Origin of the sequence: Pseudolysinimonas yzui (assembly GCF_014653215.1) — a bacterium.
Taxonomy (GTDB): Bacteria; Actinomycetota; Actinomycetes; order Actinomycetales; family Microbacteriaceae; genus Pseudolysinimonas_A; species Pseudolysinimonas_A yzui.
On record NZ_BNAI01000007.1, the window covers coordinates 66,985 to 92,758 of the forward strand.

Sequence of the window (25,774 nt, forward strand, 5' to 3'; positions counted from 1 at the left end):
GTGGGCGATCCGAGCGATCGGCAACGAGCGCGATCGCGCCGGCTCGCGGCGACCGCGAGCCCCAAAGCAGACGGACGCTAGTCGAGCAGGCCGTCGAGTTCGCGGGCGGTGAGCAGGAAGTGCTCCTTCAGCGCCTCGCGGGCCTCATCCGCTCGCCGCGCGACGGCGAGCTCGAGCAGCCGACGGTGCTCCTCCGCGACATCCCGGTCGGTGTGCGGGCCGCGGCCGGAGATCTGACGGTAGAGCTCCGCGCTGTCGCGGAGCATGCGCGTGAACGCCAGGAGCCGAGGGCTGCCGCACGCCGCGCCGAGCGCGTCGTGGAACGCGGCGTGCGCCTCCGCCCAGGCATCGGTCGTGCCCGGCTGACCGGGAGCCCGGAACGGGGTGTGTTCGAGCACGTGGTGCGCCGAGACCACGTTGGCCTGCCAGGCGAGGTCACCGCGCTCGACGGAGCGCACGAGCGCCATCCCCTCGAACTCGATGCGCATGTCGACGAGGTCGGCGAGGTCCTGCCGCGAGATCTCGACGACCCGGAACCCGGAACGCGGAGCGAGGGCGACCAGATGCTGCTCGGCGAGGCGGGTGAGTGCTTCCCGAACGACCGACATGCTGACGTCGAAACGCTCGGCGAGCTCGGCCAGCCGTAGCGGCGTCCCCGGCTTGAAGGTGCCCAGAAGGATCGCCGATCGAATGTCGTCGTAGACGCGCTGGGTGCGCGTGATCCCCGTCGCTCGCGAAACCATCAGGTCCTGGTGCTCCCGGATCTCGATTATTCGATGATTCGGCATCTTATCGCTAATTGACGGAGAGCGGCGGACATCACGAACCCTCTGGTGCAACCACGCCGCCCGCGTCATCCTTGATCCATGGGCACCCCGGTGGGTGGCGACCGACTCTACCCGCGGCACGCGGAAGCCGCGGCCGAACTCCCGGTCGGCCCACGGGAGGCCTTCGAGTTCCTCGACGACCACCGCAACCTGTCGTCGCACATGGAGTCGAGTCGCTCCCCGATGATGGCCGGCGGCGCGATGCAGCTGATCCTCGACGAGAAACAGGGCCGCGCGATCGGATCGCACATCGTGATGCGCGGGAAGGTACTGGGATTCGACCTGTTCGTCGACGAGATCGTCACCGAACGGGTACCCGACGAGAAGAAGACGTGGGAGACCGTCGAGGACCGCCTCGTGGTGATCGGTGCCTACCGCCTCGGATTCCGCATCGCACCCCGGATGCCCGCGGGAAGCACCTTGACCGTGTGGATCGACTACGACCTCCCGAGCCGTCGGCGCTGGCTCGGTCGCCTCGGCGGGTCGATGTACGCCCGCTGGTGCCTGCGCCAGATGCTCGACTCGGCTCGCTCCCACTTCACGTGACCCACCAGCGCGGTCGGCCGGGCTCGCGACTCAGCGGGGCGGGGCGTAGAGGTAGTAGAAGGCGCTCGCCGGCGCGATGCGCTGGCTGTAGCCGTGGTCGACGGCGTAGTTGTACTCCTCGATGACGACGCTGCCGTCGGAGAGGATGCCCGACACATAGCCGACGTGGTTACCGCCCGGGATCCAGGCGACGGCACCCACGACGGGAGTGGTACCGGTGGGCCAGCCGTTGCTCTCCCACTCGCGCTTCCACGAGTAGGCACTGCCCTGGGCGAGGTTCGACCAGACCCAGCGGAACGGGGCCGACGTCGCGCCGGCGTCGCGGTTGAGCCGCCACGCGACGAAGTCGACGCACTCGCGGTAGTAGTAGTTGAGCGGCGAGAGACCGCCGCCCTGCGGCCGGCTGAGCTGATCGGGCCACGGGTAGTCGTCGCCCAGTTCGCGGGCCCCGGAGTTCATGTAGGCGGCGAGGTTCTGCTGCCGGATCGCGTCGGCGTACATCTTGCGCAGGTCGGCGGCGTTGGTGACGCCGTACGTGTCGCGGATGCTCGCCGACTGGTCGGTGGTCGCCGCGGTGATCTCCACCGCCTGGGCGTCGAGGGGTTCGGCGTTCTGCGCCAGACCGTCCTGGTCGGCGAAGGCGGGAAGGGTGAGCGAGGCGAAGAGCCCGACGACGACGGTCATCACGCCGGCGCTGCTCAGCTTGCGACGCAGGCTGCCGGGCGCCGGCTTCACGACGCCCGCGCGCACCACATCCCGAGCGCGCGTGCGCTTGGACTTCTTCGCCGGGCGGGTGCCGGCGGCGGGCGCGATCTCCGGCCGATACGCGCCGGCCTCGCGCATCTGGCGACGTGACGCGAACCCCGGCGCCTCAGTGCTCACGATCGCCGAGTTTTCGGGGACGCCTGACGGCTGAGCGAGCGAGGAGCGTGAATCCGCATCCAGCCCGCCGAGGAGTCCCTGGAAATCAGGGAACTCGCTATCCGTCACGATGTTGGCCTCCGGGTCAGCGACCTTTCGACCTTACGCGAACGATCCTGAGAAGTCACGGTGAGATAACGGACCTCACGCGGCGGGCGCGAGGAACTCCTCCCACTGCGGTTGGGCGCGCTCGACCCCGCGCACGAGCCACGCGGTGCCGTGCGGCGCGCGCGGGATGGTGCGCAGCGTCCACCCCATCTCCTGCGGGGTGCGGTCGCCCTTCACGTTGTTGCAGCGCAGGCAGCAGGCGACGAGGTTCTCCCAGCTGTCGGCACCCCCACGCGAGCGCGGGATGACGTGGTCGATCGTCGAAGCGCCCGCGGCACAGTAGGCGCAGCGCTGACCGTCGCGCCGTAGGACTCCCCGCCGCGAGACGGGAACGTTGCGGCCCGTCGGCACCTTGACGTAGCGGCGCAGGATGACGACCGACGGCCGATCCCACTCCCCCGAGGTACTGATCACCGGGTGATCGGCGTCGCTCGCGATGATCGCGGCCTTGCCGGTGAGCACGAGCACGAGCGCTCGCTTGAACGACACGACGGCGAGCGGCTCGTAGCCGGCATTGAGTACCAAGGTGCGCACGACGGATCTCCTCTCGAAGGCGCCTGCACGGCTTGCAGGCATTCGACTCCCCGGACGGACGAGGATCTCGGAGGAAGCAAAAAGGCGCCGTCGCGAACGACAGCGCCTCTATACGACCGGAACGTGACAGTGCACGACCGGGCGAATGCTGCGCCGTATCCGGAACAGTGCGCGCGCATCCTTGGTGGGGATGCTGCCCATGTTTCGCATACGACTCTCCTGAATCCTCGAGTGACCGAGGGTTCCAGGGTAGCCGCTGAAGCTGTGCGTGCCGGTTACGGCACGGTGAAGATTCGCGAGCTCTGCCGGTGGACGACTCAGATGCCGACGCGCACGAACCAGTAGGCGCCCCACGGCTTGCTGATCTTCACGCCGGTGGCAGGCGTGGAGGCGTGGATCATCGTGCCGTCGCCCAGGTAGATGCCGACGTGACCGCCGCCGTCGGTGATGACGAGGTCGCCTGCCATCGCCGCTTCAGGGGCGATGGCGGTCATCCTGCCCTGCGCGCTCGACGAGTGCGGCAACGAGATACCGACGTGCGCGAACACGAACTGGGTGAACCCGGAGCAGTCGAAGCCTGCGGGGGACGCTCCGCCGTAGACGTAGGGCGAGCCGAGGTACTGCATGGCGATCGAGACGATCGTCGCCGGGTCGTAGCCCGGGTACGGCGGGTTGGCGAGCAGGTCGCGCACGCTCGGGCCGCTGTAGGAGGCGAGGCGCGCCGCCTGGGCGATCCGCGCCATCTCGGCTGCCGAGGTGACGCTGTAGGAGTCCTGCCGGCTGACGGCCGCCGCGTCGGCGACGGCGGCGACCTCGAGGCTCTGCGTCTCGGCGCTCAGCGCGGAGCCGATCTCGCCCGACGACGCGTCGGTGGAGCGGTAGGCGTACGCGGGGAGCGCGACCGTCGCGAAGATCGACGGAACGGCGACGCCCATCACCAGCAGCGGCAGCACCCGCAGACGCGGGCGGCGGAAAGCCGAGACGGGAACGGAAGGGGATTCGGATTCGGTCGGGGTAAGACGACCCGTAGAGCTTGAGAACACTGAGAGACTCCCGCGCCACACCGCACTCTCGCTCGGCCCCACCCTTGTCGTATGTCACGTCGCGCGGCAGAGGATGGGAGGCGTGGCGCCCTGCCGTGCGGCCTCCGACCGGCTTGCGTGGTCGAGAGGACCCGTTGACTACACGTGAGGCCTCCTGGAGGTCAAGCCCAGGCATCCAGCGACGAAACGTTCTCCCCCCGAAAGGGGGGTACGCGGGGTCGGATCAGGTCGCGACGTAGACGTGCACCGCGACCTCGGGCGGCAGTTCGAGCCCCTCGCCGAACCCGTCGACGCGCACCAGCACGTAGCCGCCGGCCGACGAGATCGTCGCCTGTGCGCCCGGCACGACGCCCGCGGTGCGCAACTGCTCGAGCAGTTCCGGCTCGAACTGCACCGGCTCGCCGAGGCGTCGGATGTGGGCCGAGATCGGTGCGTCTTCGTCGCGCACCCGCTCGACGATGTTGACGACGCCTTCGAGGAACGGTCGGGATGCCTTCCCGCCGATCTCTTCGAGGGCCGGGATCGGGTTGCCGTACGGCGACTCCGTCGGGTTGTCGAGCACCTCGAGCAGGCGACGTTCCACCTGCTCGCTCATGACGTGCTCCCAGCGGCAGGCCTCGTCGTGGACGAGGCTCCAGTCGAGCCCGATGACGTCGTGCAGCAGGCGCTCGGCGAGACGGTGCTTGCGCATCACGTGCAGGGCGCGGCTGCGTCCTTCGGGGGTGAACTCGAGGTGGCGGTCGCCTTCCACCCGCACCAGACCGTCGCGCTCCATGCGGCCGATCGTCTGCGACACCGTGGGCCCGGAGTGACCGAGACGCTCCGAGATGCGCGCGCGCAGCGGAACGATCCCCTCTTCTTCGAGGTCGTAGATGGTGCGGAGATACATCTCCGTCGTGTCGACGAGATCGGTCATCGGTGGCGGCCTCCCAGGGTGATCAGCCTAGTTCGGCGCGCCGATAGAATCCGACCATGCCGAGCCTCGATATCCCCCGTGACCTGCTGCCCTCGGACGGTCGGTTCGGCTGCGGACCCTCGAAGGTGCGCCCGGAGCAGATCGCGCACCTGCAGGCGAACGCCGGCCTGCTCGGCACCTCGCACCGCCAGGCGCCCGTGAAGAACCTCGTGGGCCGCGTGCGCTCCGGTCTGGCCGACCTGTTCGCCCTCCCGGAGGGCTACGAGGTGCTGCTCGGCAACGGCGGCTCGACCGCGTTCTGGGACATGGCGGCGTTCTCGCTGATCGAGAAGCGCAGCGAGAACCTCGCGTTCGGTGAGTTCGGCGCGAAGTTCGCCGCCGCGGCCGCCGCGCCCTTCCTCGAGGCGCCCCACGTCATCCAGGTTCCCGGCGGGCAGCGCGCCGATGTCGAGGTGCTCGCGGGCATCGACCTGTACGCATGGACCCACAACGAGACCTCGACGGGCGTCATGGCCCCCGTGACGCGCGTGCACGGCGACCCGGGTGCCCTCACCGTGATCGACGCCACCAGCGCGGCGGGCGGCGTGCTGTTCGACGTGGCCGAGACGGATGTCTACTACTTCGCGCCGCAGAAGAACTTCGCGAGCGACGGCGGCCTGTGGTTCGCCCTGGTGTCACCGGCGGCGATCGAGCGGATCGAGCGGATCGCGGCGAGCGACCGCTGGATCCCCGAGGTGCTGAGCCTCAAGAACGCCCTCGACAACAGCCGTCTCGACCAGACGCTCAACACCCCGGCGATCGCGACGCTGCTGCTGCTGGAGAACCAGCTCGACTGGATCAACGGAAGCGGCGGGCTCGCCTGGGCCGACGCCCGCACCAAGGAGTCGTCGGGCGCGCTCTACGACTGGGCGGACGCGTCGACGTTCGCGACGCCGTTCGTGGCGAACCCGGCCGACCGCTCCCAGGTCGTCGTCACGATCGACTTCGACGAGTCCATCGACGCCGCCGCGATCGCGAAGACGCTGCGCGCCAACGGCATCGTCGACACCGAGCCCTACCGCAAGCTCGGTCGCAACCAGTTGCGCATCGCGACGTTCACGGCGATCGAACCGGATGACGTGCGGGCGTTGATCGCGTCGATCGACTGGGTGCTCGAGCACACCTCCGTCGCGGTGGGCTGACCCATGCGGCTGTTCATCAAGGACTCCGAACGGCGCCCCGACCCCGCACCGGTGAAGACCGATGACCGCAAGGTCGTGCTCGTCGGGCTCGTGCTGTGGATCGTCGCGCTGGGGGTGATGCTGGCCCTGCTGCCGCAGTTGCAGTCGTCAGGTCTCGTCTGGCTGCTCTGGACCGTCGTCGTCGGATTCGGCCTCGGCCTCGTCCTCCTCGTCTACACCTCCAAGAGGCACTCCTAGGAGATCGTCGTCCTCGAAGTCGATCCCGTCATCCGGGTCGTCGCCGAGGTCATCGTCCTCGTCGCGTTCGTCGGCCAGGTCGTCGTCGTCCAGGTCGTCGACGGCGCCCTCCGCCGCGATCAGCGCCTGAGCGGCGCGGTAGTCCTCGAGGCGTTCCGCCCACGGCACCCAGTCGGGCGCGAGCAGGGCACCCTCGCCGGGCATCAGCTCCGCCTCCATCACGGTGGGCGCTTCGCCGGCGATCTCGGCGACGCTCACCGACCAGTGCCAGCCCGGATAACCCGGCAGCGTCGAGACGAAGCGCAGGGTCGCCGTGCCGTCATCCTGCGCCGTGCTGTCGAGCAGGTCGCCGACGGTACCCGCCGGACTGATCTCGGCGAGCGCCGCACGCGCGACCTCTTCCTGAGTCATCACGCGTCGAGATCGTCGGCGACCCGGCGCAACACGGCGGCGATCTTCGCGCCGTGGGTGCGGTCGGGGTAGCGCCCGCGCCGCAGGCCGGCGCCGATCCCGTCGAGAAGTTTCACGAGGTCTTCGACGACGATCGCCATGTCGTCGGCGCTGCGCCGGTTGCGCTGGCCCATCGTCGGCGGCGACTCCAGCACGCGAACCGAGAGGGCCTGGGCGCCCTTCTTGCCGTCGGCGATGCCGAACTCGAGGCGGGAGCCCGGCTTGACGCTCGCGCCCGCGGGAAGCGCCGAGGCGTGCAGAAACACTTCGGTGCCATCGTCGGAGGCGATGAACCCGAAGCCCTTGTCTTCGTCGTAGAACTTGACCCGACCGGTGGGCATGGCGACTGACCTCTATCCTTGACCCGTGGCGAATGACACCCCGGTGCCCCTCAATCGTATCGAACGCATCCTGCGCAACATGATCGCGTCGGCGGCGGGCCTGTCGATCCTCGCCATCCTCGCCACGATCGTCGCCAACCTGACCGGAGTGAACACCCGCGAAGGCCTCTGGCTCACCATCACGGTCTTGCCGTTCATCGGTCTGACGATCGCATTCCTGCTCATGATCGTCTTCGCGATCATCAGCATCGTGCGTCGCCGTCGGCTCGCCCGGGACAGCAGCTAGCGGAGGTCGAGTGGCCGCCAGCGGCTCCGCCCTCGCGCTCGCGGCACGTCTGCGCGCGCTCGATGACGACGCCCTCGCCCGCCTGGTGACCCAGCGCGAGGTCCGCGACGCCGGCATCCGCGACTTCTTCGACCTCGCCGAGGCGCTGCTCGACCGCACCTCGGTGCAATCCGCCCTCGAACGTCTCGACCGCGGCACCCTGGCCCTTCTGGCCGTCGCGGGTGAACTCGCCGAGACGTCGGGCGCTCCCACCGCCGAGCAGCTGAGCGCCCGGCTCGAGCTGCCGATCGGCGACGTGCGCGAGCGGATCGCGATCGCCCTGGAGGCGGGGCTGCTCGGCACCGAGTCGGGTCGCTACGCCCCCTGGGATGCCGTCGTCGAGCAGTTGCGCGCGTGGCCGGCGTTCGGCCTGCCGGCGAGCCGCGACCTGGAGTCGTCGTCACCCCCCGCCGTGCTGGAACCGGTGAGCGAGACCGACGTGCGCTTCATCGATCGAGGCGCCGGCGACCGGGCGTTCGGCACCCTCGGCGCCGTCACCGAGACGCTGCTGGCGCTGCGGGATGCCCCCGCCCGTCGACTGACCCGGGGCGGCCTCGCCCTGCCCGACGCCCGCCGCCTGGCTGGGATCGCCGGGGTCGAGGCCGGCGAGGTCGAGTTGCTGCTCGACATCGCCGCCCGCGCCGGGCTCGCGGTGCTCTCCGGCGCCGAATGGGTGCCGACCCAGCGCCTCAGCGCCTGGCTCACCGGATCACGCATCGACCGCTGGGGCGAGCTCGCGACCGGATGGCTGAGCCGGCTCCCCGACGACCTCCGGGAGCTGCTCCGCAGCCGCGCCCACGCCGTCTGGGGTGACGGACTGCTCGACTACCTCGCCTGGCTCTACCCGGCCGGCGGCGCATGGATCCGCGAGCGGGCTGCGGCGGCGGCCCGCGAAGCCGAATTGCTCGGCATCACCGGCGCCGGCGCCCCGAGCACCGCGGGCACTCGGCTGCTGCTCGACGGCACCGCGGCGGCGGCCGAGGCGATGGCCGCCTCCTTCCCGCCGGAGGTCGACCAGGTCTACCTCCAGCACGACCTCACCGTGATCGCCCCGGGACCGCTGCGCGTCGATCTCGAGACCCGGCTGCGCGGGATGGCGGAGCCCGAAGCCCGCGGGGTGGCCTCGTCGTTCCGCATCACGGCGGTCTCGCTCACCCGGGCCTTCGTCGCGGGTGAGACCGCCGACAGCGTGCGGGCGTTCCTCACCGCTCTCTCGCTCACCGGCATCCCGCAACCGCTCGAATACCTCATCGCCGACACCGCCGCCCGGTTCGGCACCCTGCGGGTGGGACGTCTCGAAGAGGCCACGGGAGCCTACGTGCGCTCCGACGACACCGGTCTGCTGCGCCAGCTCGCCGTCGACCAGGCGCTGACCCCGCTCGGGCTCGAGACTGTCGGCATCCATCGCCTCACCACGCGGTTCGACGTCGGGCTGCTCTACACGGCGCTGCTCGACGCCCGCTATCCGGTCGTCGCCGAAGACGCCGAGGGTGAGATCGTCGCGATGCGCGCCGAACGCCGGGCGTCGTCGGGCGGCGGCGCGCCGACCGACGACACCGCCGCACTGCTCATCTCGCGGGTGCGCGAAAGCGCCGCCGACGCACCCGAAGAGGCCGACCGGGCCTGGCTGGCACGTCAGCTCGAACTGGCGATCAAGGGAAAGGTCACCGTGACGGTCACCGTGCGCCTGCCCGACGAATCGCTTGCCGAGTACGTGCTCGAACCCGCGGCGCTCGCCGGCGGCCGGCTGCGGGCCCGTGATCGGCGCGCCGACATCGAGCGCACCCTCCCCCTCGCCTCGATCATCTCCGTCGCCGACGCCCCCTGAACCCGGTTGCTCCGCCATTTCCGCGTTGCTCCGCGTGTTTCCAGCGGAGTAGCGGGAAATGTGCGGAGTAGCCGGGGGCGGGCACGCCAATGGCTCGAAGGCGAGGCCAGTAGACTTGACGGTTATGTCCGGGCCCCTGATCGTGCAAAGCGATCGCACCGTCCTGCTCGAAGTCGCCCACCCGGATGCCGAGGACGCCCGGCATGAACTGGCGGTGTTCGCCGAACTCGAGCGGGCGCCCGAGCACGTGCACACCTACCGCATCACGCGTCTGGGCCTGTGGAATGCGCGGGCCGCCGGTCACACCGCCGAACAGATGCTCGAGACGCTCGAGCGCTTCGCGAAGTTCCCGATCCCGCAGACCGTCGCGGTCGACATCACCGAGACGGTCGCCCGGTATGGGCGGCTGGTGATCGAGCGGGATGCCGAGGGCGCGCTCATCCTCACCACCACCGACCCGGCGGTGCTGGCCGAGATCACCCGCTCCAGCAAGGTCGGCCCGCTGCTCGGCATCCGCCGCACGAGCACCGTCTGGACCCTCCAGCCCTGGGCGCGCGGCCAGGTGAAGCAGGAGCTGCTGAAGCTCGGCTGGCCCGCCGAAGATCACGCCGGCTACACCCCGGGCACACCCCACGTCATCGACCTCGTCGAGGACGGGTGGGCGATGCGCGGGTACCAGCAGAAGGCGATCGACAACTTCTTCGAAGGGGGCAGCGGCGTCGTCGTGCTGCCCTGCGGCGCCGGCAAGACGATCGTCGGCGCGGGCGCGATGGCGCAAGCGGACTCGACGACCCTCATCCTCGTCACCAACACCGTATCGGCCCGGCAGTGGCGCACCGAGCTGCTCAAGCGCACCTCGCTCACCGACGAGGAGATCGGCGAGTACTCCGGCGAGCGCAAGGAGATCCGCCCGGTGACGATCGCGACGTACCAGATCCTCACCGCGAAGCGGAAGGGCGAGTTCGCCCACCTCGCGCTGCTCGACGCGCTCGACTGGGGCCTCATCGTCTACGACGAGGTGCACCTGCTGCCCGCTCCGGTGTTCAAGCTCACGGCCGAACTGCAGGCCCGTCGTCGCCTCGGCCTCACCGCGACCCTCGTCCGCGAAGACGGCCGGGAGTCGGATGTCTTCAGCCTGATCGGTCCGAAACGCTTCGACGCCCCGTGGAAGGAGATCGAGGCGCAGGGCTTCATCTCGCCCGCCGCCTGCTACGAGGTGCGCATCGACCTGCCGCCCTCCGACCGGCTCGAGTACGCGGCGTCGGCGGACGACGAACGGTACCGGCTCGCGGCGACCGCCCCGGCCAAACTGCAGGTCGTGCGCGATCTCGTCGCGAAGCACGAGGGCGAGCGCATCCTCGTGATCGGGCAGTACCTCGACCAGATCGACACCCTCGCCGAGGTGCTGAACGCCCCCGCGCTCACCGGCGCGACGCCGATCGCCGAACGCGAGCGGCTCTACGAGGAGTTCCGCGAGGGGCGGCTGAAGGTGCTCGTCGTGAGCAAGGTCGCCAACTTCTCGATCGACCTGCCCGAGGCGACCGTCGCCATCCAGGTGTCGGGCTCGTTCGGGTCACGCCAGGAGGAGGCCCAGCGCCTCGGCCGGCTGCTGCGCCCGAAGGAGAGCGGCATCCCCGCGTCGTTCTACACGCTCGTCGCCCGCGACACCGTCGACCAGGATTTCGCCCAGAACCGCCAGCGGTTCCTCGCCGAGCAGGGCTACTCGTACACGATCCTCGACGCCCACACCCTCGCCGCGGCGTAACTTCGCATCGTGCAGCCCTTCACGATCCAGATCCCGCAGGCCGACCTCGACGACCTCCGCGAGCGCCTGAGCCGCACCCGCCGGCCGCCGCGCGTCGTGCACGGCTGGGAGCGCGGCACCTCCAGCGACGCCCTCGACACCGTGCTCGCCCACTGGGCGGGGCCGTTCGACTGGCGCGCCCAGGAGGCCCGGCTCAACCGCCTCGACCAGGTACGGGTGGATGTCGACGGCCTCGGCATCCACGCGGTGCGGGCGGGCACGCCGGGGGCGACCCCGCTGCTGCTCATCCACGGCTGGCCCGACGGGTTCTTCCGCTTCGAGAAGGCGATCCCGCTGCTCGCCGAGCGCTTCGAGCTGGTGATCCCGAGCATCCCCGGGTACGGGTTCAGCGACCGCCCCGTCGACCCCACTGGCCCGGCGCGCACCGGCGACCTGCTGGTCGGGCTGATGACGGCGCTCGGGCATGAGCGCTTCGGGGTGCACGGCGGCGACATCGGCTCCACGATCGGCGAGCAACTCGCGCTACGGCATCCTGAGCGGGTGATCGGGCTGCACCTGGGCGACATCCCGTTCCACCGCCCGCGCGCCCTCCCGCCCGAGGCGGCGACCGACGACGATCGAGAATGGATGGCGCGGCTCCTCGCCTGGGAGCAGACCGAGGGCGCGTACGCGCGGCTGCAACGCACGAAGCCGCAGACCCTCGCGGTGGCGCTGGAGGATTCTCCCGCCGGGCTCGCCGCCTGGGTGCTCGAGAAGTACCAGGCGTGGAGCGACGGGGACGCCCTCGACGTCTACTCGCTCGACGAGCTGTGCACCGTGCTCACGATCTACTGGGCGACCCGCACGGCCGGGTCGAGCGTGCATTACTACTACGACAACGCGCACTCCGAGCTCGAAACCGCGCGGGTCGAGGTGCCGACGGGAGTCGCGCAGTTCCCGCGTGACCTGCTGCCCGCGCCGCGATCGTCCGCCGAACGGTGGTTCGACGTGGTGCGGTTCACCGAGTTCGACCGCGGCGGCCACTTCGGTCCGTGGGAGCAACCCGGGCTGTGGGCATCCGATGTCGTGGCATTCTTCGATCAGATCCGAGCGTGAGGAGACCCATGTCCCGAGTCGTCAGCGACATCGCCGTCACGATGGACGGTTACGCATCGGGGGTCGGCCAGACTCTCGAGAAGCCGTTCGGCGACCTCGATCAGGCCCCGCTCCACGGGTGGATGTTCGACGAGCCCTACGCCGCCGAGAACGCCGACGAGGTCGCCGCCATCGTGGATGCCGGCGCCTTCATCATGGGGCGCAACATGTTCGGGCCCGACCGTGGCGAGTGGAACCTCGACTGGCGCGGCTGGTGGGGTGACGAGCCGCCGTACCACGGCCCGGTGTTCGTGCTCGCCCACCGCGAGCGTGCGCCGGTGGAGATGGCGGGGGGCACGACCTTCCACTTCGTGACCGACGGCATCCACGCGGCTCTGGAGCGCGCTCGAGCGGAGGCGGGTGAGCGCAACGTCTCGATCGCGGGCGGTCCGGCGACGCTCAACCAGTACCTGGCGGCGGGGCTCGTCGACGAGCTGCGGCTGCATGTCACGCCGACGATCGCCGGGCGCGGCGAGCGGGTCTTCGAGGGCGTCCCGGCCCAGCGCTGGGAACAGATCTCGGTGCGCGCGACGACGCTCGTGACGCATCTCGTCTACCGGCCCGCGCGCTGACTCCCAGGAAACCCCCAGTGAACGCGCAGAAACTGGGGGCATGAGTGACGGCCCCCGCATCCTGATCGTCGACGACGAACCGAACATCCGCGACCTGCTCACGACGAGTCTCCGCTTCGCCGGGTTCGCCGTGCGTGCCGTCAGCAACGGCGCCCAAGCGATCTCGGCGGTGCTCGAAGAGGAACCCGACCTGATCATCCTCGACGTCATGCTGCCCGACATGAACGGGTTCGGCGTCACCAAGCGGCTGCGCGCATCCGGCTACACCGCCCCGATCCTCTTCCTCACCGCCAAGGACGACACCGAAGACAAGATCACCGGCTTGACCGTCGGCGGCGACGACTACGTCACGAAGCCGTTCTCGCTCGACGAGATCGTCGCGCGGCTCAAGGCGATCCTGCGCCGCACAATGCACGACGAAGAGGACGCGATCATCCGCGCCGGCGAACTCACGATGGATCAGGACACGCACGAGGTGAGCGTCGGCGACGAACAGGTCGAACTCTCCCCCACCGAGTTCAAACTGCTGCGCTACCTGATGCTCAACCCGAACCGCGTGCTCAGCAAAGCGCAGATCCTCGACCACGTCTGGGAGTACGACTTCAACGGCGACGCCGGCATCGTCGAGAGCTACATCTCCTACCTGCGACGTAAGCTCGACCAGCACTCGACCGAGCCGATGATCCAGACCAAGCGCGGCTTCGGGTACATGCTCAAGACCGCCAAGGCCTGACCTCGGCCGCATCACCCGGGAGGAGCCGCGTGGCGAATCCCATCTCGGCGTCGTTCGACCGCTGGTGGAACGGCATCTCGCTGCGTGCGAAGGTCACCGGGGTCACCGTGTTCCTGCTCACCCTCGGCCTCACCGTCGCGGGCGCGGGCACGATGACGGTGCTGCGCACCTACCTCGTCGAGCGCGTGGACGAGTCGATCAACCTCCAGGAGACCCTCCTGACCGCCGGGGTCGAACTCGAAGACGTGAGCGACTTCCCCGACTACGCGGCCGCCGTCTCGGCCGACGGGCACCTGCTCGTCGACAACCTCATGGGCGATCAGGATGACTTCGGGCCGGTGCTCGACGACCTCACCCTCGCCCACGTCGTCGCGCTCGAAGGGCAGCACGTGACGCTGCTCGACGCAAGCCAGACCGTCGAATGGCGGGTCACCGCGCTGCCGAATGCGGTCGGGCGCGGCTCGGAACAGGCGACGCTGGTGATCGGCCGCAACCTGAGCGACACCAATGCGCTGCTCGGCCGCTACGCCGCGATCTTCCTGCTGTTCGCGATCGCGGTCGTCGTGCTCGGCGCGATGGCCACCCAGCTGCTCGTCACCGGCGCGTTCATGCCGTTGCGTGACGTCGAACGCACGGCCGCCCGGTTCGCGGCGGGTGACTACAGCCAGCGCCTCGGTGGCGCAACGCCGAACACCGAGGTCGGCCGGCTCTCGCGGTCCCTCAACACGATGCTCGCGCGCATCGACCGCGCCTTCGCCGACCGCGCCCGCACGGTCGACCAGATGCGCCGATTCGTGGGCGACGCCTCCCACGAGCTACGAACCCCCCTGGTCTCGCTGCGCGGATACGCCGAGTTGTACCGGATGGGCGCCCTGCAGACGCCCGACGACGTCGCCCAGGCGATGGACCGCATCGAGCGCGAGGCGATCCGGATGGGCGCGCTCGTCGAAGACCTGCTCGAACTCGCCCGGCTCGACGAGGCCCGCCCCCTCGAGCGCGGAGCCGTCGATCTGTTGTCGATCGCCCAGGACGCCGCCCTGGATGCCGCCGCCTCGGCCCCCGAGCGCCGCATCACGGTCGTCGTGCCCGAGGAATCCGAGCCCGAGCCGACCGATGCCGCCACGAGCGTCGACCCGGTGGCCGAAGCGGATGCCGCGGTCGCCGGGGTCGCGCCCGCGGCCCGCCGCGCCGGGGTCACGGCCGGGGCGTTCGCGTTCGCGGGCGCGACGCTCGCGCGCCTGCGGCGACGCCGCCCACCGCGTGGTGCGGCCGCTCCGGCACCCGCGCCCGCCCCACTGCCGCCGATCGGCCCGATCGTGTTCGCCGAGGAGAACAAGATCCGTCAGGTCGTGACGAACCTCATGGGCAACGCGCTGCGCTTCACGAAGGACGACTCACCCGTCGAGATCGTCGTCGACGTCGACCGAGCCGGGCGCTACGGCGTCATCGCGATCGTCGACCACGGCGAGGGCATTCCCCCGCAGCTGCGCGAGAAGATCTTCCAGCGCTTCTGGCGTGCCGACACCTCCCGCACCCGCGACACCGGCGGTTCGGGCCTGGGCCTGGCGATCGTCGCGGGCATCGTCGCCAACCACGACGGGCACGTGGAGGTCGTCGAGACCCCCGGCGGCGGGGCGACCTTCCGGGTCAGCCTTCCGCTCCTCCCCAGCGACGATCCCCCGGCATCCTCCCCCGCACCGGCACCGACTCCCCGAGGACGCGGTCGGCGCTCGTAGCGTTCCGGCCATGACCAGATACCAGATCGACAGCGAAGCGGTCGCCGCGGCGACCTCGTCCGTCCAGGCGGCTGCCGGCCGCATCCAAGCCGACGTGAGCGGGCTGCACGCCCAGTTGCTCGACCTCCAGAGCTCGTGGACCGGCCAGGCCGCCGCCGCCTTCCAGGCCGTCGTCGCCGACTGGACCGCGACGCAGCGCCGGGTCGAGGAGAGCCTGCAGATGATCAACGCGGGCCTCGCCCAAGCCGGCCAGCACTACGCCGAGATCGAACTGCAGAACGCCCGCCTCTTCGCCCGCTAGCACGCAGAAGCGGGCGGCCCCTTGTGGGAGCCGCCCGCTGATCTGTCGCAGGTGAGTGACTTAGAAGTCCATTCCACCGGTCGGGTCGCCGGCCGGAGCGGAGTGCTTCTCCGGCTTGTCGGCCACGACCGCCTCGGTCGTGAGGAACAGCCCGGCGATCGACGCGGCGTTGAGCAGCGCGGAACGCGTCACCTTGACCGGGTCGTTGATGCCCGCGGCGAGCATGTCGACGTATTCGCCGGTCGCGGCGTTGAGGCCCTGACCGACCGGGAGGTGGCGCACCTTGTCGACCACGACGCCGGGCTCGAGGCCCGAGTTGAGGGCGATCTGCTTGAGCGGCGAGTCGATGGCGACGCGGACGATGTTCGCCCCGGTCGCCTCGTCGCCGGTCAGCGAGGTGAGCGCCTTGCTCTCGAAGGCGGTCTTGCCGGCCTGGATGAGCGCGACGCCACCACCGGCGACGATGCCCTCCTCGACGGCGGCCTTCGCGTTGCGCACGGCGTCCTCGATGCGGTGCTTGCGCTCCTTGAGCTCGACCTCGGTCGCGGCCCCGGCCTTGATGACCGCCACACCACCGGCGAGCTTCGCGAGGCGCTCCTGGAGCTTCTCGCGGTCGTAGTCGCTGTCGGTGTTCTCGATCTCCTGACGAATCTGCTTGACCCGTCCGGCGATCTGGGCGGCGTCGCCGGCACCCTCGATGATCGTGGTCTCGTCCTTGGTGACGATGACCTTGCGCGCCTGGCCGAGCTGCTCGAGCGTGGCGTTCTCGAGCTTGAGCCCGAGCTCCTCGCTGATGACCTCTCCACCCGTGAGGATGGCGATGTCGGCGAGCTGCGCCTTGCGGCGGTCACCGAAGCCGGGAGCCTTGACGGCGACCGACTTGAAGATGCCGCGGATCTTGTTGACGATCAGGGTCGCGAGCGCCTCGCCGTCGACATCCTCGGCGATGATCAGCAGCTGCTTGCCCGCCTGGATCACCTTGTCGACGATCGGCAGCAGGTCCTTGATGTTGCTGACCTTGCTGTTGACGATCAGGATGTAGGCGTCTTCGAAGACGGCCTCCTGACGCTCCGGGTCGGTGACGAAGTACTGCGACAGGAAGCCCTTGTCGAAGCGCATGCCCTCGGTGAGCTCGAGGGTCGTGCCGAAGGTGTTCGACTCCTCGACGGTGACGACGCCCTCCTTGCCGACCTTGTCGATCGCCTCGGCGATCAGGCCGCCGATCTCGGTGTCACCGGCGGAGATCGAGGCGGTCGCCGCGATCTCTTCCTTGGTCTCGATGTCCTTGGCGTTCTTGACCAGCTCGGCGATGACGGCCGCGACGGCCTTCTCGATGCCCTTCTTCAGGCTGATCGGGTCGGCGCCGGCCGCGACGTTGCGCAGGCCTTCGCGGACGAGCGCCTGGGCGAGCACGACCGAGGTGGTCGTTCCGTCACCGGCGACGTCATCCGTCTTCTTCGCGACCTCCTTGACCAGCTCGGCGCCGATCTTCTCGTAGGGGTCGTCGAGCTCGATCTCCTTGGCGATCGAGACGCCGTCGTTCGTGATCGTGGGGGCGCCCCACTTCTTCTCCAGAACGACGTTGCGGCCGCGGGGTCCGAGCGTGACCTTGACGGCGTCAGCCAGGATGTTGAGCCCGCGCTCGAGGCTGCGGCGAGCCTCTTCGTCGAAAGCGATGATCTTTGACATGAGTGTGTGTCGTCCCTCCCGGACGTAGAACTTGGCACTCACGACGCGCGAGTGCCAGGGATTATCTTGGCACTCGCCTACGGAGAGTGCAAGCCGCGCGACGGCGGGCTACGGCGCTGCCGACTCCGTGGGGGCGGGAGCCGGCGGCGGGGGCGGCGCGGTGAAGGCGACACTCCCCGCGAGCGGCACGAGTTCGATCCAGCTGTTGCCCGGCGCGAGTCGGATGACCGTTCCGGTGTCGTCGACCAGACGGATCGCCTCGCCCCGGGAGCCTTTCGACCAGGTCGCGTGGATCGTCATGCCCCCGGTGCTGACCCAGGCTTCCCCGCTGCCGATCAGCTCGGTCTTCGGGATGCTCTGACTCACCGTGACCGGCACCCGGATGATCACGACGTTGACGGCCGAGTAGGGAACCCCCGCCCCGTCGAGGTCGGCCGCGCCGGATTGCGACCGCGCCCAGACTCCGCGGGCGGCATCCCAGGTCCAACCGGGCTTCGACTGCGACCCGAAGACGAGGGCCATCGACTCGGTCGGCGTGCCCTCGCGCACGGCCGACGAGGAGGCGACGTCGGGGGCGAACGAGAACTGCTGCGCGGGGGCGGCGAGGTCGAGGTGTCGGGCGATCAGCTCGGGGGCCCGCACCAGCACGTCGTGGGGCCCCGGTCGGCCGTCGACGCGGAACATCAGGTCGGCGGTGTCGGCCTGCCCGTGGATGGCGTTGTAGACGTTGGTGTCGCGCATCATCGCGACGAACCGCTGCTGACCCCCCGAGTACGCGACGATGCCACCGAGCGGCGAGATGATGTCGGGGTCCATCGGGCGGATGCTGCGGATCGGCCCGATCTCGGCCGGAACGTCGGAGTGCCAGACGGCGACATAGCGGGTGAGCCCGCCCTCGACGAGCTCCTCGAACACGAGATCGGTGCGCTCCAGACCGAACTGCGGGCGGGCATCGGGATGATTGTCGACCTTCGCCGCCAGCGAGGGCGCCGTCAGCGAACCCACCGGCACCGTCTCGCCGGTGAGGGGGGCGAGAGCCGTCGGCTCGGGGGTGAGGTACGTCGAGGAGTAGCTCGGCGTGGGGGTCGGCATCGGGGCCTGCGCGCAGGCCGACAGCAGCGCGACGCTGCTCAGGACGACGGCGCTCAGCGCCCTCCCGGCGAACCCGCGACCACCCCGACCCTGACGCATGCCGTCATGTTAGGCGGCGGCGCGTCAGACCGGCCGCACCGACTCGGCCTGCGGCCCCTTCGGCCCGGTTCCGATCTCGAACGTGACCGCTTGGCCCTCGTCGAGCACCTTGAAGCCGGGCATGTCGATCGCGGAATAGTGCACGAAGACGTCGTGGCCGTCACCGTCGACGGTGATGAACCCGAACCCCTTCTCGGCGTTGAACCACTTGACCGTGCCCTGAGCCATGGGAACTCCCTACTGCGTCCACACGGGCCGAAACCAAGCGACCCTCAGCGAAATGCTAACCGCGAGCGGGAGCGCGGCCGCGCCCTCGGACGCCTCCGAGCGGGCGAATCGGGGGAACTCAACACAGATTAAACACGCGCGTAACACGCCCGATTTCTGCGGGGCGGGTCAGGCCGCCGGCGGCACGTAGTCGGCGCCGAGCACGATCGTGACGGGGGCACCCTGGTAGAAGTCGGAGTTGGTGATGTTCGCCGGATCGGTGCCGAGCAACTGCGCCAGCCCCAGGGCGATCGCCTCGTACTCCGCCCCGTTGTAGTAGATGACGGTGAGTTCCTGATCGCGTGCGCTGGCCACCGCCGCGGCCGGCGCCGGCCAGCCGGCGAGCTCGATCAGCTCGGCCGCGACATCCTGCTGCTTGTCGGTCGGCGATCCGTTGAGGACCGAGATCGAGAGCGCGATCGCGGGATCGGCGGCTTTCCACTCGTCGGGGGTCATCGGAGTCGCCTCGGGCTCGGGCGTCGCCGACGTGCCCGGCTCCGCGCCGTCGCCGCCGGCGAGCACCGGGATCTCGAACGAGATGGCCGGGTTGACGCGGGAGAGGCCGTAGAGACCGCCGACGATGAGAACGCCGGTCGCCAGAGCAGCCCAGGCGAAGTTGATCCAGCCGCGGCCGCGCTTCGGCGGAGCACGGTGCGCGCCGACCCGCGCGAGGTCGGCGGGGAGGTCGTCGAAGCGATCGTGCGGCGTGCTGGCCATCTAGTCGTTAACGTCCTGGGTGTTCGAGGTGAAGGGGCGGGCCCGGGCCCGACGCCGCGAATCACGGAGCCGCTGGAGACGGCGCACGAGGAGCGGATCGTGCCGCACCGCGATCGGTGAATCGATGAGCGTGTACAACATTTGATAGTAGCGAGCTGAAGAGACGCCGAATTCGGCGCGGATGGCGGCCTCCCGGTTGCCCACCCGGTCGGCCCATGCCCGTTCGAACGCGAGCAGCCGCAGCTCGGTCTCGTCGAGTTCCGTCGACGGGGGTTCCGCGGGGTGGGGGGTGCTCACGCGGCGATCCTAGGGATCGGCGACCGCGGGGCGAGGATGCCTCGCCGCACTCAGAGCGACGCTCAGAGGGTGCTCAGGCGGTCGCCGTGCGGGCTCGCCTCCGCGAGCGCCTCCCCGTCGAGGGCGAGCACGAAGCGCCCCGCGGGAACCCGGCCGGCGGGGCGGTCGGCGATGCCGCTCTGCTCGAGGGTCACGAGCCGCGCTCCCACCGCCGTGACCGCTGCGGGGAACGCTGCCCGCGCCTCGGGCGCCAGGTAGACGAGCGTGCCGAGCGACACCACGACGAGCGTGAGGTCGGCCGGCGCGGCCGCCGCGGCATCCGCGAGGTCGTCGAGCGCGTCGCCGGCGACCACCCGCGGCGGATCGTACCGCGCGGTCTCGAGCGCCTGACGCAGCCGCTCCCGACGGTCGGGCCGGTCGAGCGGCACGAGGGCTTCGAGCCACTCCCGGTCGCCGGCATCGGCGGCGGAGAGCGGGTGGAGGTCGAGCCCGAGCCGCCAGCGGATGTCGGGCAGCGTCGTCGGGGCGAGACCGGGATCGTCGACCGCGCACGAGATCAGCGGATCCCCCGTACCCAGCACCGGGGCGTCGCCGAACCGGTAGGAGTACCGCTCGGGGATCGCGCAGAGCCCCGCCGCCGCGCCGACCTCGAGCAGGGCGATCGGCCCGGGGATGCGCGCGAGCGCCGCGACGAGCGGGGCGCACCGACCGACCTCGTTGGTCTGGGTGCGCCGCTCTCGGGCCGCTGCCTCGACCGCCGGCCAGTTCTCGACCAGCCAGGTGCGGAATCCGGGGTAGTCCGTCGCCTCGGCGCCGAGCCAGGTCGCGACCGAGAAGATCAGCGACGGCTGGCGGCGCTCGCGCGGCAGGCGGACGAGCAGGTCGAGCACGTCGTCATCCGCCGCGACCCCGGCCGCCCAGGCGACATGCAGAGCGGAGTGGCCGACGAGGTCGCGGGTCGCGGCGCGCGCGTACCACTCGGCGGTGGCGTCGGCCGCGGGGCTGCCCATGGCCGCCATCCTGCCAGCAGGGCATCCCTGGCCGGCGGGAACGGAACCGCTCCGCCTCCGGTTGAATAGGGAGGCGGCCACACCAGGTCCGCCGTGGACGACCTGAAGGACACGAGATGAACACCTCCGGCAAGGACTACGCGGTCGAGAAGACCGACGAGCAGTGGCGCGCCGAGCTCACCCCCGAGCAGTACAAGGTGCTGCGCGAAGCCGGCACCGAGCGCGCCTGGACCGGCGAGCTGCTCGACGAGAGCCGTTCCGGCCTCTACACCTGTGCGGCCTGCAACGCCGAGCTGTTCAAGAGCGGCACGAAGTTCGACTCGGGCTGCGGCTGGCCGTCGTTCTACGACTCGGTGAATCCGGATGCCGTGGAGCTGATCGAGGACCGCTCGCTCGGCATGGTGCGCACCGAGGTGCGCTGCGCCGCGTGCGGGTCGCACCTCGGCCACGTGTTCGACGACGGGTTCGGCACGCCGACCGGCCTGCGCTACTGCATGAACTCGCTGTCGCTCGGGTTCCACGCAGAGTCGTGAAGTCGGCACGGTCGTGACCGGCCCGATCGCCGAGGGGATGCGGCGGCGGCGCTCGCAACCCTCGGTGAGCGACGCGGCACCCACCAAACGCGAGCTGGTGCCGCTCATCGAGGCAGCGGCATCCGTCGCCGACCACGGGTCTCTTCGCCCCTGGCGTCTCATCGCGCTGCGCGGCGACGCCCGCAGCCGATTCGGGTCGGCGATCGTCGAAGCGACCGGGCTGGAAGGCGGCGCCGCCGAGAAGATGGCGGCCAAGCCGCTGCGCGCTCCCCTGCTGCTCGCGATCGTCGTCTCACCCAAGCCGAGCCACAAGGTGCCCCTGTGGGAGCAGGAGGCCGTCGCATCCGGTGTCGCTCACGCGCTGAGCCTCGTGCTCGACGAGGCCGGCTGGGGCGTCATGTGGCGCACCGGCCACTACACGCGTTCCGGCGCCGTGCATCGGATGCACGAGTTGAAACCCGACGAGTACCTGCTCGGCTGGCTCTACGTCGGCGGCACGAAGAAGCAGAAGGGCGGGCGTCGCAAGCCCGTGAAGGCGAAAGACCTGCTCAGCTCGCTCTGACCGGGCGGGCAGGCAGCGCGGCCACGACGACCGCGACCACGACCAGGGCGCCGCCGACGATGGTCACGAGGTGAAGGCCCGAACCCGACACCGGCAGCAACAGGTCGAAGGCGATGGATGCCGTCACCTGCCCGGCGAGGAGGGCGAGCCCCATGAGCAGCACCCCCGTGTGCCGCACGATGATCGCTTGAGCGCCGATGAAGATGCAGCCGGCGAGCCCGCCGAGGTAGAGCCACCACTGCGTGGGGAACTCCGGGTTCCATCCCGTGACGACGATGTGTGCCAGCAGTGCGAGGCCAAGCACGACCGTGCCGACCACGAAGTTGCCGAGGGTCGCCGTGAACGCCGAACCCGACACCCGCCGCACCTGGCCGTTGACCGCCTGCTGCCACCCGACGACCAGGCCGGCCACGAGCGGGATGACCAGCACCAGATACGGGGCGTCGGGGCGCAGGCGATCGGAGACGGCGATTCCGACCGCGACGACGGCGAGCGCGGCCCCGACCACGCGACGCGGGGTCGCGGGAGTCGCGGGCATGAGAGGGGATCCCCGGTGTGAGAGCCCCCAGTGGTCGAGCAGCAGCGAACTCACGGTCTGCCCGCACACCACCGCGATCGTGAAGAGCGCCACCCCGAGCGAGCCGATCGTGAGCCCCTGCCCGAGCACGAAGAACGCACCCCCGGCGCCGCCCAGCACGATCCACCACGGGATGCTGCGCTCCCGCAGGGCCACGGCGACCCGCTCGATGCCGCGCCGGCCGGGGCGCCAGAACAGGCCCACGACCGCGAGGATGACGAGACCCGACCCGAAGGAGATGAACGCCGCGAGAAACCCGTCGTCGAGGCGCAGTCCCAGTTCGCCGTTGATGCGGCTCTGAGTGGCGACGACGACGCCGGTGCCGAAGGCGGCGGCGAGGGCGACGGCGAGCCGACCGGGCGTCGTCGCCGACGGGATCGGGAGTGGTGAGGTCATCAGTACGAGAGCCCGGCCCGGTAGCGCTCGCGGCGGAAATGGCGGCCCTTGCCGCGATTGCGGGCCTTGAAGGTGGGCAGCTGGCTGTCGCAGTTGGGACAGATCATCCGCACGTTCGAGCGGACGTGATTGCCGCCGTCTCCGTCGATGTGATCGAGCACGAACACCAGCGTGGCACCATTCCAGGTCGGCTCCAGACCGCAGATCTGGCAGAACCCGTTCTGCTCCATCATGATCCAATCCCGGATCGCGCGGCGGAGCGTGTGGTGCCCGGGCAAGCCAGTCGCGAGCCATCGCTTGATGTGCCGCTCGGCGAGGGCATCCTGGTGGCACGCGAGTGAGCAGTACAGGCTCCTCCGTCGGACAAGCGTTGCACGGCACAGGCGGCATTCGCCAGGAGCCTCACCATGGCGGCGCACACCACGGTTGGTCACCGACGCGCGGCAACTGTTCGAGCAGAACATGGGGTTTCGCGTCTCGGTTCCGCAGTGGGCACAGGCTCTCATGCCGCGCACGGTAAGTCAGGCGACCGACAGAGCCCCCTGCGGGTCACGATCCCGCCGCCTTTTCATTACAAGTGAAATGCTCTACCGGATGAGCTAAGGGGGCACGCGCTATGTGCGGGCAAGAGTCTACGGCGCGGGTGTGGCCGTCGTCGTCGGGGTCGGCGTGGGCGTCGGGTTGTCACTGAACGACTGCCCCGCCGCGCGGGCCACGAACTGGGCGAACTCGTTGGGATCGAACGCCGTCGTGTACTTGAACTCTTCGCCGTTGACGATGATCGTCGGCGTCGAGGCGATCGACGCCACCTCGGTGCCCGGGATGGGGCCGGCGAGCGCGCGCTGCGTCGCCTCGTTCACCCAGACGCGGAAGCGCTGCGTGTCGATGCATTTCTCGACGTTGCCGAGGTGCTCGACTCCGGCGGCCTTCGCGATCGCCAGCAGTTCGTCGTCGTCGTAGCCGGGCGTGTTCTCTTCCGGCTGGTCGGCGAACAGCGCCTCGTGGTACGCGAAGAACTGGTCGGGTGAGAGCTCGGCCACGCAGGCGACCGCGTTGGCCGCGCGCAACGAGTACTGGGTGCCGGCCGACTTCGCGGTGAAGACCGCGATCGGGTGGTACTCGACGGTCGCGGCGTTGTTCTCGATCCATTCGCGCAGCTGGTCGCCGTTGCGCTCCTCGAACGCCCCGCAGTTGGGGCAGAGGTAGTCGTAGTAGATCTGGATGTCGACGACGTCCGACGGGTTCGGCTCGGACGCGACGGGGCTGTCGCCGATCGCGAGCGCGGGGGTGCGCACCGCGGTGAAGCCCTCGCCGATCTTCAGCCCGTCGCTCTGCATGTTCTGCGGCCCCCGGGTCGCCGGGCGGGCGGAGGTGATGAACACGAGGGTGATGACGAGGCCGGCGACGAGGATGCCGCCGATCACCCCGACGGTGATGCCGAAGCGTCGACGCCGGTCGCGCTTGCGGTGCTCCGCCCGGAGTTCGCGCGCACGCTCCCGCGCGGCTTCGCGCGATTCACTCATGAGTCCTCGGTTCGGGTGGGCAGGCGGCGCCAAGTTACTGCACTCCCAAGGTCGCGAGCAACCGCGATCGGGCAGGGCGCCGGATGCGAGCGTAAAGACCCACGCTGGGAGGTGGCCGGACGCCGGCTGAACCGGCGCCGCGCGGACGTGGCATACTCGGGGGGTGTCGGTCGATTCCGCCCGGCACATCCATCCATTCACTACGGATCGTCCGGCACGTACCTGCCGGTGAACGGGAGCAGTATTCCTATGGCAACAGTCACGTTCGACAAGGCGAGTCGGCTCTACCCCGGCTCCACCCGCCCCGCTGTCGACCAGATCGACCTGAAGGTCGAAGACGGCGAGTTCCTCGTCCTGGTCGGCCCCTCCGGTTGTGGCAAGTCCACCACCTTGCGCATGCTCGCCGGCCTCGAAGAGGTCAACTCGGGCCGCATCCTCATCGGCGATCGCGACATCACCGATGTTCCGCCGAAGGATCGCGACATCGCGATGGTCTTCCAGAACTACGCCCTCTACCCGCACATGACGGTCGCCGAGAACATGGGCTTCGCGCTCAAGATCGCCGGCGTCAACAAGGAGGAGCGCGCCCAGCGCGTGCTCGAAGCCGCCAAGCTGCTCGACCTGGAGCCCTACCTCGGCCGCAAGCCGAAGGCGCTCTCCGGTGGTCAGCGTCAGCGCGTCGCGATGGGCCGCGCGATCGTTCGTCAGCCGCAGGTGTTCCTCATGGACGAGCCGCTGTCGAACCTCGACGCGAAGCTCCGGGTGCAGACCCGCACCCAGATCGCATCGCTGCAGCGCCGCCTCGGCGTCACCACGGTCTACGTCACCCACGACCAGACCGAGGCGCTGACGATGGGTGACCGCATCGCGGTGCTCAAGGACGGCGTCCTGCAGCAGGTCGGCACCCCGCGCGACCTCTACGAGAGCCCGCAGAACGTGTTCGTCGCCGGGTTCATCGGCAGCCCCGCGATGAACCTGTTCGACGCCGACATCGTCGACGGCGGCCTGAAGTTCGGCACCGCTACGGCGAAGGTCGACAAGGACGTCACGTCGCACACCAAGGCCAAGAAGGTCACGATCGGCGTGCGCCCCGAAGATCTGGTCATCTCGAACTCGGGCCAGGGTCTGCCGGTCGAGGTCGACGTCGTCGAGGAGCTCGGCGCCGACGGCTACCTGTACGGGCACTCCGAGATCGACGGCAAGCGCGTCGAGATCGTGGCGCGTGTCGACGGCCGCAACCACCCGAACCCGGGCGAGAAGATCGTCGTCAACCCGACGCCGGCGCACATCCACGCGTTCGATGTCGAGACCGGCGAGCGTCTGTCGAAGCCCGTCGAGACGACGAGTCTCGTCGCCTCCTGATCGCCCGAACGGCCCCGCCCCCGAGCGCGGGTTCTAGCGATCCCCGCAACACCCTGAGTTTTTGGGAGTTGCGGGGATCGTGGTTTTTGAGGAGTTGAAGGCTCGGTTTTTCGAGGCGTTGGATCGTGGGGGTGGCAACATCGCGGCTGCGG

At 69.9% G+C, this 25,774-nt stretch carries 30 protein-coding genes and 1 tRNA gene; 14 read left to right on the forward strand and 17 right to left on the reverse strand.

What is annotated here, in order from left to right; genetic code table 11:
• Positions 1–77 precede the first annotated feature (77 nt).
• On the reverse strand, positions 78–743 hold the full coding sequence (locus IE173_RS13150) for a GntR family transcriptional regulator (RefSeq protein ID WP_191283975.1): 666 nt from the start codon (positions 741–743) through the stop codon (positions 78–80).
• A 123-nt stretch (positions 744–866) separates the two neighbouring features.
• Here IE173_RS13150 and IE173_RS13155 point away from each other — a divergent pair, with 123 nt between their 5' ends.
• Complete coding sequence (locus tag IE173_RS13155; RefSeq protein WP_229842106.1) at positions 867–1,373, forward strand: SRPBCC family protein; 507 nt, start codon at positions 867–869, stop codon at positions 1,371–1,373.
• Between the two features lie 30 nt (positions 1,374–1,403).
• On the opposite strand, the gene IE173_RS13160 is transcribed toward IE173_RS13155, so the two are convergent.
• From IE173_RS13160 to IE173_RS13175, 4 genes are all read right to left on the reverse strand, one after another.
• Complete coding sequence (locus IE173_RS13160) at positions 1,404–2,255, reverse strand: CHAP domain-containing protein (RefSeq protein WP_191283976.1); 852 nt, start codon at positions 2,253–2,255, stop codon at positions 1,404–1,406.
• Between the two features lie 183 nt (positions 2,256–2,438).
• Positions 2,439–2,936, reverse strand: coding sequence for an HNH endonuclease (locus IE173_RS13165; RefSeq protein WP_191283977.1), 498 nt, complete (start codon positions 2,934–2,936; stop codon positions 2,439–2,441).
• Between the two features lie 317 nt (positions 2,937–3,253).
• On the reverse strand, positions 3,254–3,889 hold the full coding sequence (locus tag IE173_RS13170; RefSeq protein ID WP_191283978.1) for a C40 family peptidase: 636 nt from the start codon (positions 3,887–3,889) through the stop codon (positions 3,254–3,256).
• Positions 3,890–4,202: 313 nt separating this feature from the next.
• Positions 4,203–4,895: a metal-dependent transcriptional regulator gene (locus IE173_RS13175; protein WP_191283979.1), complete on the reverse strand. Its 693-nt coding sequence runs from the start codon at positions 4,893–4,895 to the stop codon at positions 4,203–4,205.
• 56 nt (positions 4,896–4,951) lie between these two features.
• Here IE173_RS13175 and serC point away from each other — a divergent pair, with 56 nt between their 5' ends.
• Together serC and IE173_RS13185 are read left to right on the forward strand one after the other, a co-directional pair.
• The gene (serC, locus tag IE173_RS13180) at positions 4,952–6,076 is read left to right on the forward strand and encodes a phosphoserine transaminase (protein WP_191283980.1); all 1,125 of its coding nucleotides are present in this window, start codon (positions 4,952–4,954) and stop codon (positions 6,074–6,076) included.
• Positions 6,077–6,079: 3 nt separating this feature from the next.
• Positions 6,080–6,313, forward strand: coding sequence for a DUF2530 domain-containing protein (locus tag IE173_RS13185; protein WP_191283981.1), 234 nt, complete (start codon positions 6,080–6,082; stop codon positions 6,311–6,313).
• Here the strand turns inward: IE173_RS13185 and IE173_RS13190 are convergent.
• Complete coding sequence (locus IE173_RS13190; RefSeq protein ID WP_191284005.1) at positions 6,224–6,724, reverse strand: DUF3027 domain-containing protein; 501 nt, start codon at positions 6,722–6,724, stop codon at positions 6,224–6,226. The two genes, IE173_RS13185 and IE173_RS13190, sit on opposite strands and share 90 nt — an antisense overlap.
• A complete protein-coding gene (locus tag IE173_RS13195; RefSeq protein WP_191283982.1) occupies positions 6,724–7,104 on the reverse strand; it encodes a cold-shock protein in 381 nt (126 codons plus the stop codon). The genes IE173_RS13190 and IE173_RS13195 overlap by 1 nt, the downstream gene beginning before the upstream one ends.
• 25 nt (positions 7,105–7,129) lie before the next feature.
• Between IE173_RS13195 and IE173_RS13200 the strand changes: the two genes are divergently transcribed.
• From IE173_RS13200 to IE173_RS13235, 8 genes are all read left to right on the forward strand, one after another.
• Complete coding sequence (locus IE173_RS13200; protein WP_191283983.1) at positions 7,130–7,390, forward strand: hypothetical protein; 261 nt, start codon at positions 7,130–7,132, stop codon at positions 7,388–7,390.
• 10 nt (positions 7,391–7,400) lie between these two features.
• Positions 7,401–9,257, forward strand: a complete 1,857-nt coding sequence (locus IE173_RS13205) for a helicase-associated domain-containing protein (RefSeq protein WP_191283984.1) — start codon at positions 7,401–7,403, stop codon at positions 9,255–9,257.
• A gap of 124 nt (positions 9,258–9,381) precedes the next feature.
• A complete protein-coding gene (locus IE173_RS13210; protein ID WP_191283985.1) occupies positions 9,382–11,022 on the forward strand; it encodes a DNA repair helicase XPB in 1,641 nt (546 codons plus the stop codon).
• 9 nt (positions 11,023–11,031) lie between these two features.
• Complete coding sequence (locus tag IE173_RS13215; protein WP_229842107.1) at positions 11,032–12,117, forward strand: epoxide hydrolase family protein; 1,086 nt, start codon at positions 11,032–11,034, stop codon at positions 12,115–12,117.
• Between the two features lie 8 nt (positions 12,118–12,125).
• Entirely contained in the window at positions 12,126–12,728 is a 603-nt protein-coding gene (locus tag IE173_RS13220) for a dihydrofolate reductase family protein (RefSeq protein ID WP_191283986.1), read from the forward strand.
• Positions 12,729–12,768: 40 nt separating this feature from the next.
• A complete protein-coding gene (locus tag IE173_RS13225; protein ID WP_191283987.1) occupies positions 12,769–13,461 on the forward strand; it encodes a response regulator transcription factor in 693 nt (230 codons plus the stop codon).
• 29 nt (positions 13,462–13,490) lie between these two features.
• Positions 13,491–15,197 (forward strand): sensor histidine kinase, encoded by a 1,707-nt coding sequence (locus IE173_RS13230; protein ID WP_229842108.1) that lies wholly within the window; start codon positions 13,491–13,493, stop codon positions 15,195–15,197.
• A 10-nt stretch (positions 15,198–15,207) separates the two neighbouring features.
• Positions 15,208–15,498 carry a WXG100 family type VII secretion target gene (locus IE173_RS13235; protein WP_191283988.1) on the forward strand — a complete coding sequence of 97 codons (291 nt, stop codon included), beginning with the start codon at positions 15,208–15,210 and terminating at the stop codon, positions 15,496–15,498.
• Positions 15,499–15,558: 60 nt separating this feature from the next.
• Here IE173_RS13235 and groL read toward each other — a convergent pair whose 3' ends face one another.
• The 6 genes from groL to IE173_RS13265 form a co-directional block, all read right to left on the reverse strand.
• Complete coding sequence (gene groL / locus IE173_RS13240) at positions 15,559–17,187, reverse strand: chaperonin GroEL (protein WP_191283989.1); 1,629 nt, start codon at positions 17,185–17,187, stop codon at positions 15,559–15,561.
• Between the two features lie 108 nt (positions 17,188–17,295).
• On the reverse strand, positions 17,296–18,378 hold the full coding sequence (locus IE173_RS13245) for a DUF3048 domain-containing protein (protein WP_191283990.1): 1,083 nt from the start codon (positions 18,376–18,378) through the stop codon (positions 17,296–17,298).
• Positions 18,379–18,402: 24 nt separating this feature from the next.
• The gene (locus tag IE173_RS13250; RefSeq protein WP_191283991.1) at positions 18,403–18,606 is read right to left on the reverse strand and encodes a cold-shock protein; all 204 of its coding nucleotides are present in this window, start codon (positions 18,604–18,606) and stop codon (positions 18,403–18,405) included.
• Positions 18,607–18,774: 168 nt separating this feature from the next.
• Complete coding sequence (locus tag IE173_RS13255) at positions 18,775–19,362, reverse strand: LytR C-terminal domain-containing protein (RefSeq protein ID WP_191283992.1); 588 nt, start codon at positions 19,360–19,362, stop codon at positions 18,775–18,777.
• Positions 19,363–19,659 carry a DUF3263 domain-containing protein gene (locus IE173_RS13260; protein ID WP_191283993.1) on the reverse strand — a complete coding sequence of 99 codons (297 nt, stop codon included), beginning with the start codon at positions 19,657–19,659 and terminating at the stop codon, positions 19,363–19,365. It abuts the gene before it with no gap.
• Between the two features lie 62 nt (positions 19,660–19,721).
• On the reverse strand, positions 19,722–20,669 hold the full coding sequence (locus tag IE173_RS13265) for a DUF2332 domain-containing protein (protein WP_191283994.1): 948 nt from the start codon (positions 20,667–20,669) through the stop codon (positions 19,722–19,724).
• A 116-nt stretch (positions 20,670–20,785) separates the two neighbouring features.
• Here IE173_RS13265 and msrB point away from each other — a divergent pair, with 116 nt between their 5' ends.
• Both msrB and IE173_RS13275 read left to right on the forward strand, forming a co-directional pair.
• Complete coding sequence (gene msrB / locus IE173_RS13270; RefSeq protein WP_191283995.1) at positions 20,786–21,202, forward strand: peptide-methionine (R)-S-oxide reductase MsrB; 417 nt, start codon at positions 20,786–20,788, stop codon at positions 21,200–21,202.
• 37 nt (positions 21,203–21,239) lie between these two features.
• Complete coding sequence (locus IE173_RS13275) at positions 21,240–21,764, forward strand: nitroreductase family protein (RefSeq protein WP_191284008.1); 525 nt, start codon at positions 21,240–21,242, stop codon at positions 21,762–21,764.
• Here IE173_RS13275 and IE173_RS13280 read toward each other — a convergent pair.
• From IE173_RS13280 to IE173_RS13295, 4 genes are all read right to left on the reverse strand, one after another.
• On the reverse strand, positions 21,751–22,737 hold the full coding sequence (locus tag IE173_RS13280; RefSeq protein WP_191283996.1) for a DMT family transporter: 987 nt from the start codon (positions 22,735–22,737) through the stop codon (positions 21,751–21,753). The genes IE173_RS13275 and IE173_RS13280 overlap by 14 nt on opposite strands.
• The gene (locus IE173_RS15540; protein WP_229842109.1) at positions 22,737–22,970 is read right to left on the reverse strand and encodes an HNH endonuclease signature motif containing protein; all 234 of its coding nucleotides are present in this window, start codon (positions 22,968–22,970) and stop codon (positions 22,737–22,739) included. The genes IE173_RS13280 and IE173_RS15540 overlap by 1 nt, the downstream gene beginning before the upstream one ends.
• 303 nt (positions 22,971–23,273) lie before the next feature.
• A tRNA-Thr gene (locus IE173_RS13290) sits at positions 23,274–23,346 on the reverse strand.
• Between the two features lie 23 nt (positions 23,347–23,369).
• Positions 23,370–24,260 carry a DsbA family protein gene (locus IE173_RS13295; protein WP_191283997.1) on the reverse strand — a complete coding sequence of 297 codons (891 nt, stop codon included), beginning with the start codon at positions 24,258–24,260 and terminating at the stop codon, positions 23,370–23,372.
• A 249-nt stretch (positions 24,261–24,509) separates the two neighbouring features.
• On the opposite strand from IE173_RS13295, the gene IE173_RS13300 reads away from it, so the two are divergent.
• A complete protein-coding gene (locus IE173_RS13300) occupies positions 24,510–25,622 on the forward strand; it encodes an ABC transporter ATP-binding protein (RefSeq protein ID WP_191283998.1) in 1,113 nt (370 codons plus the stop codon).
• Positions 25,623–25,774 lie beyond the last annotated feature (152 nt).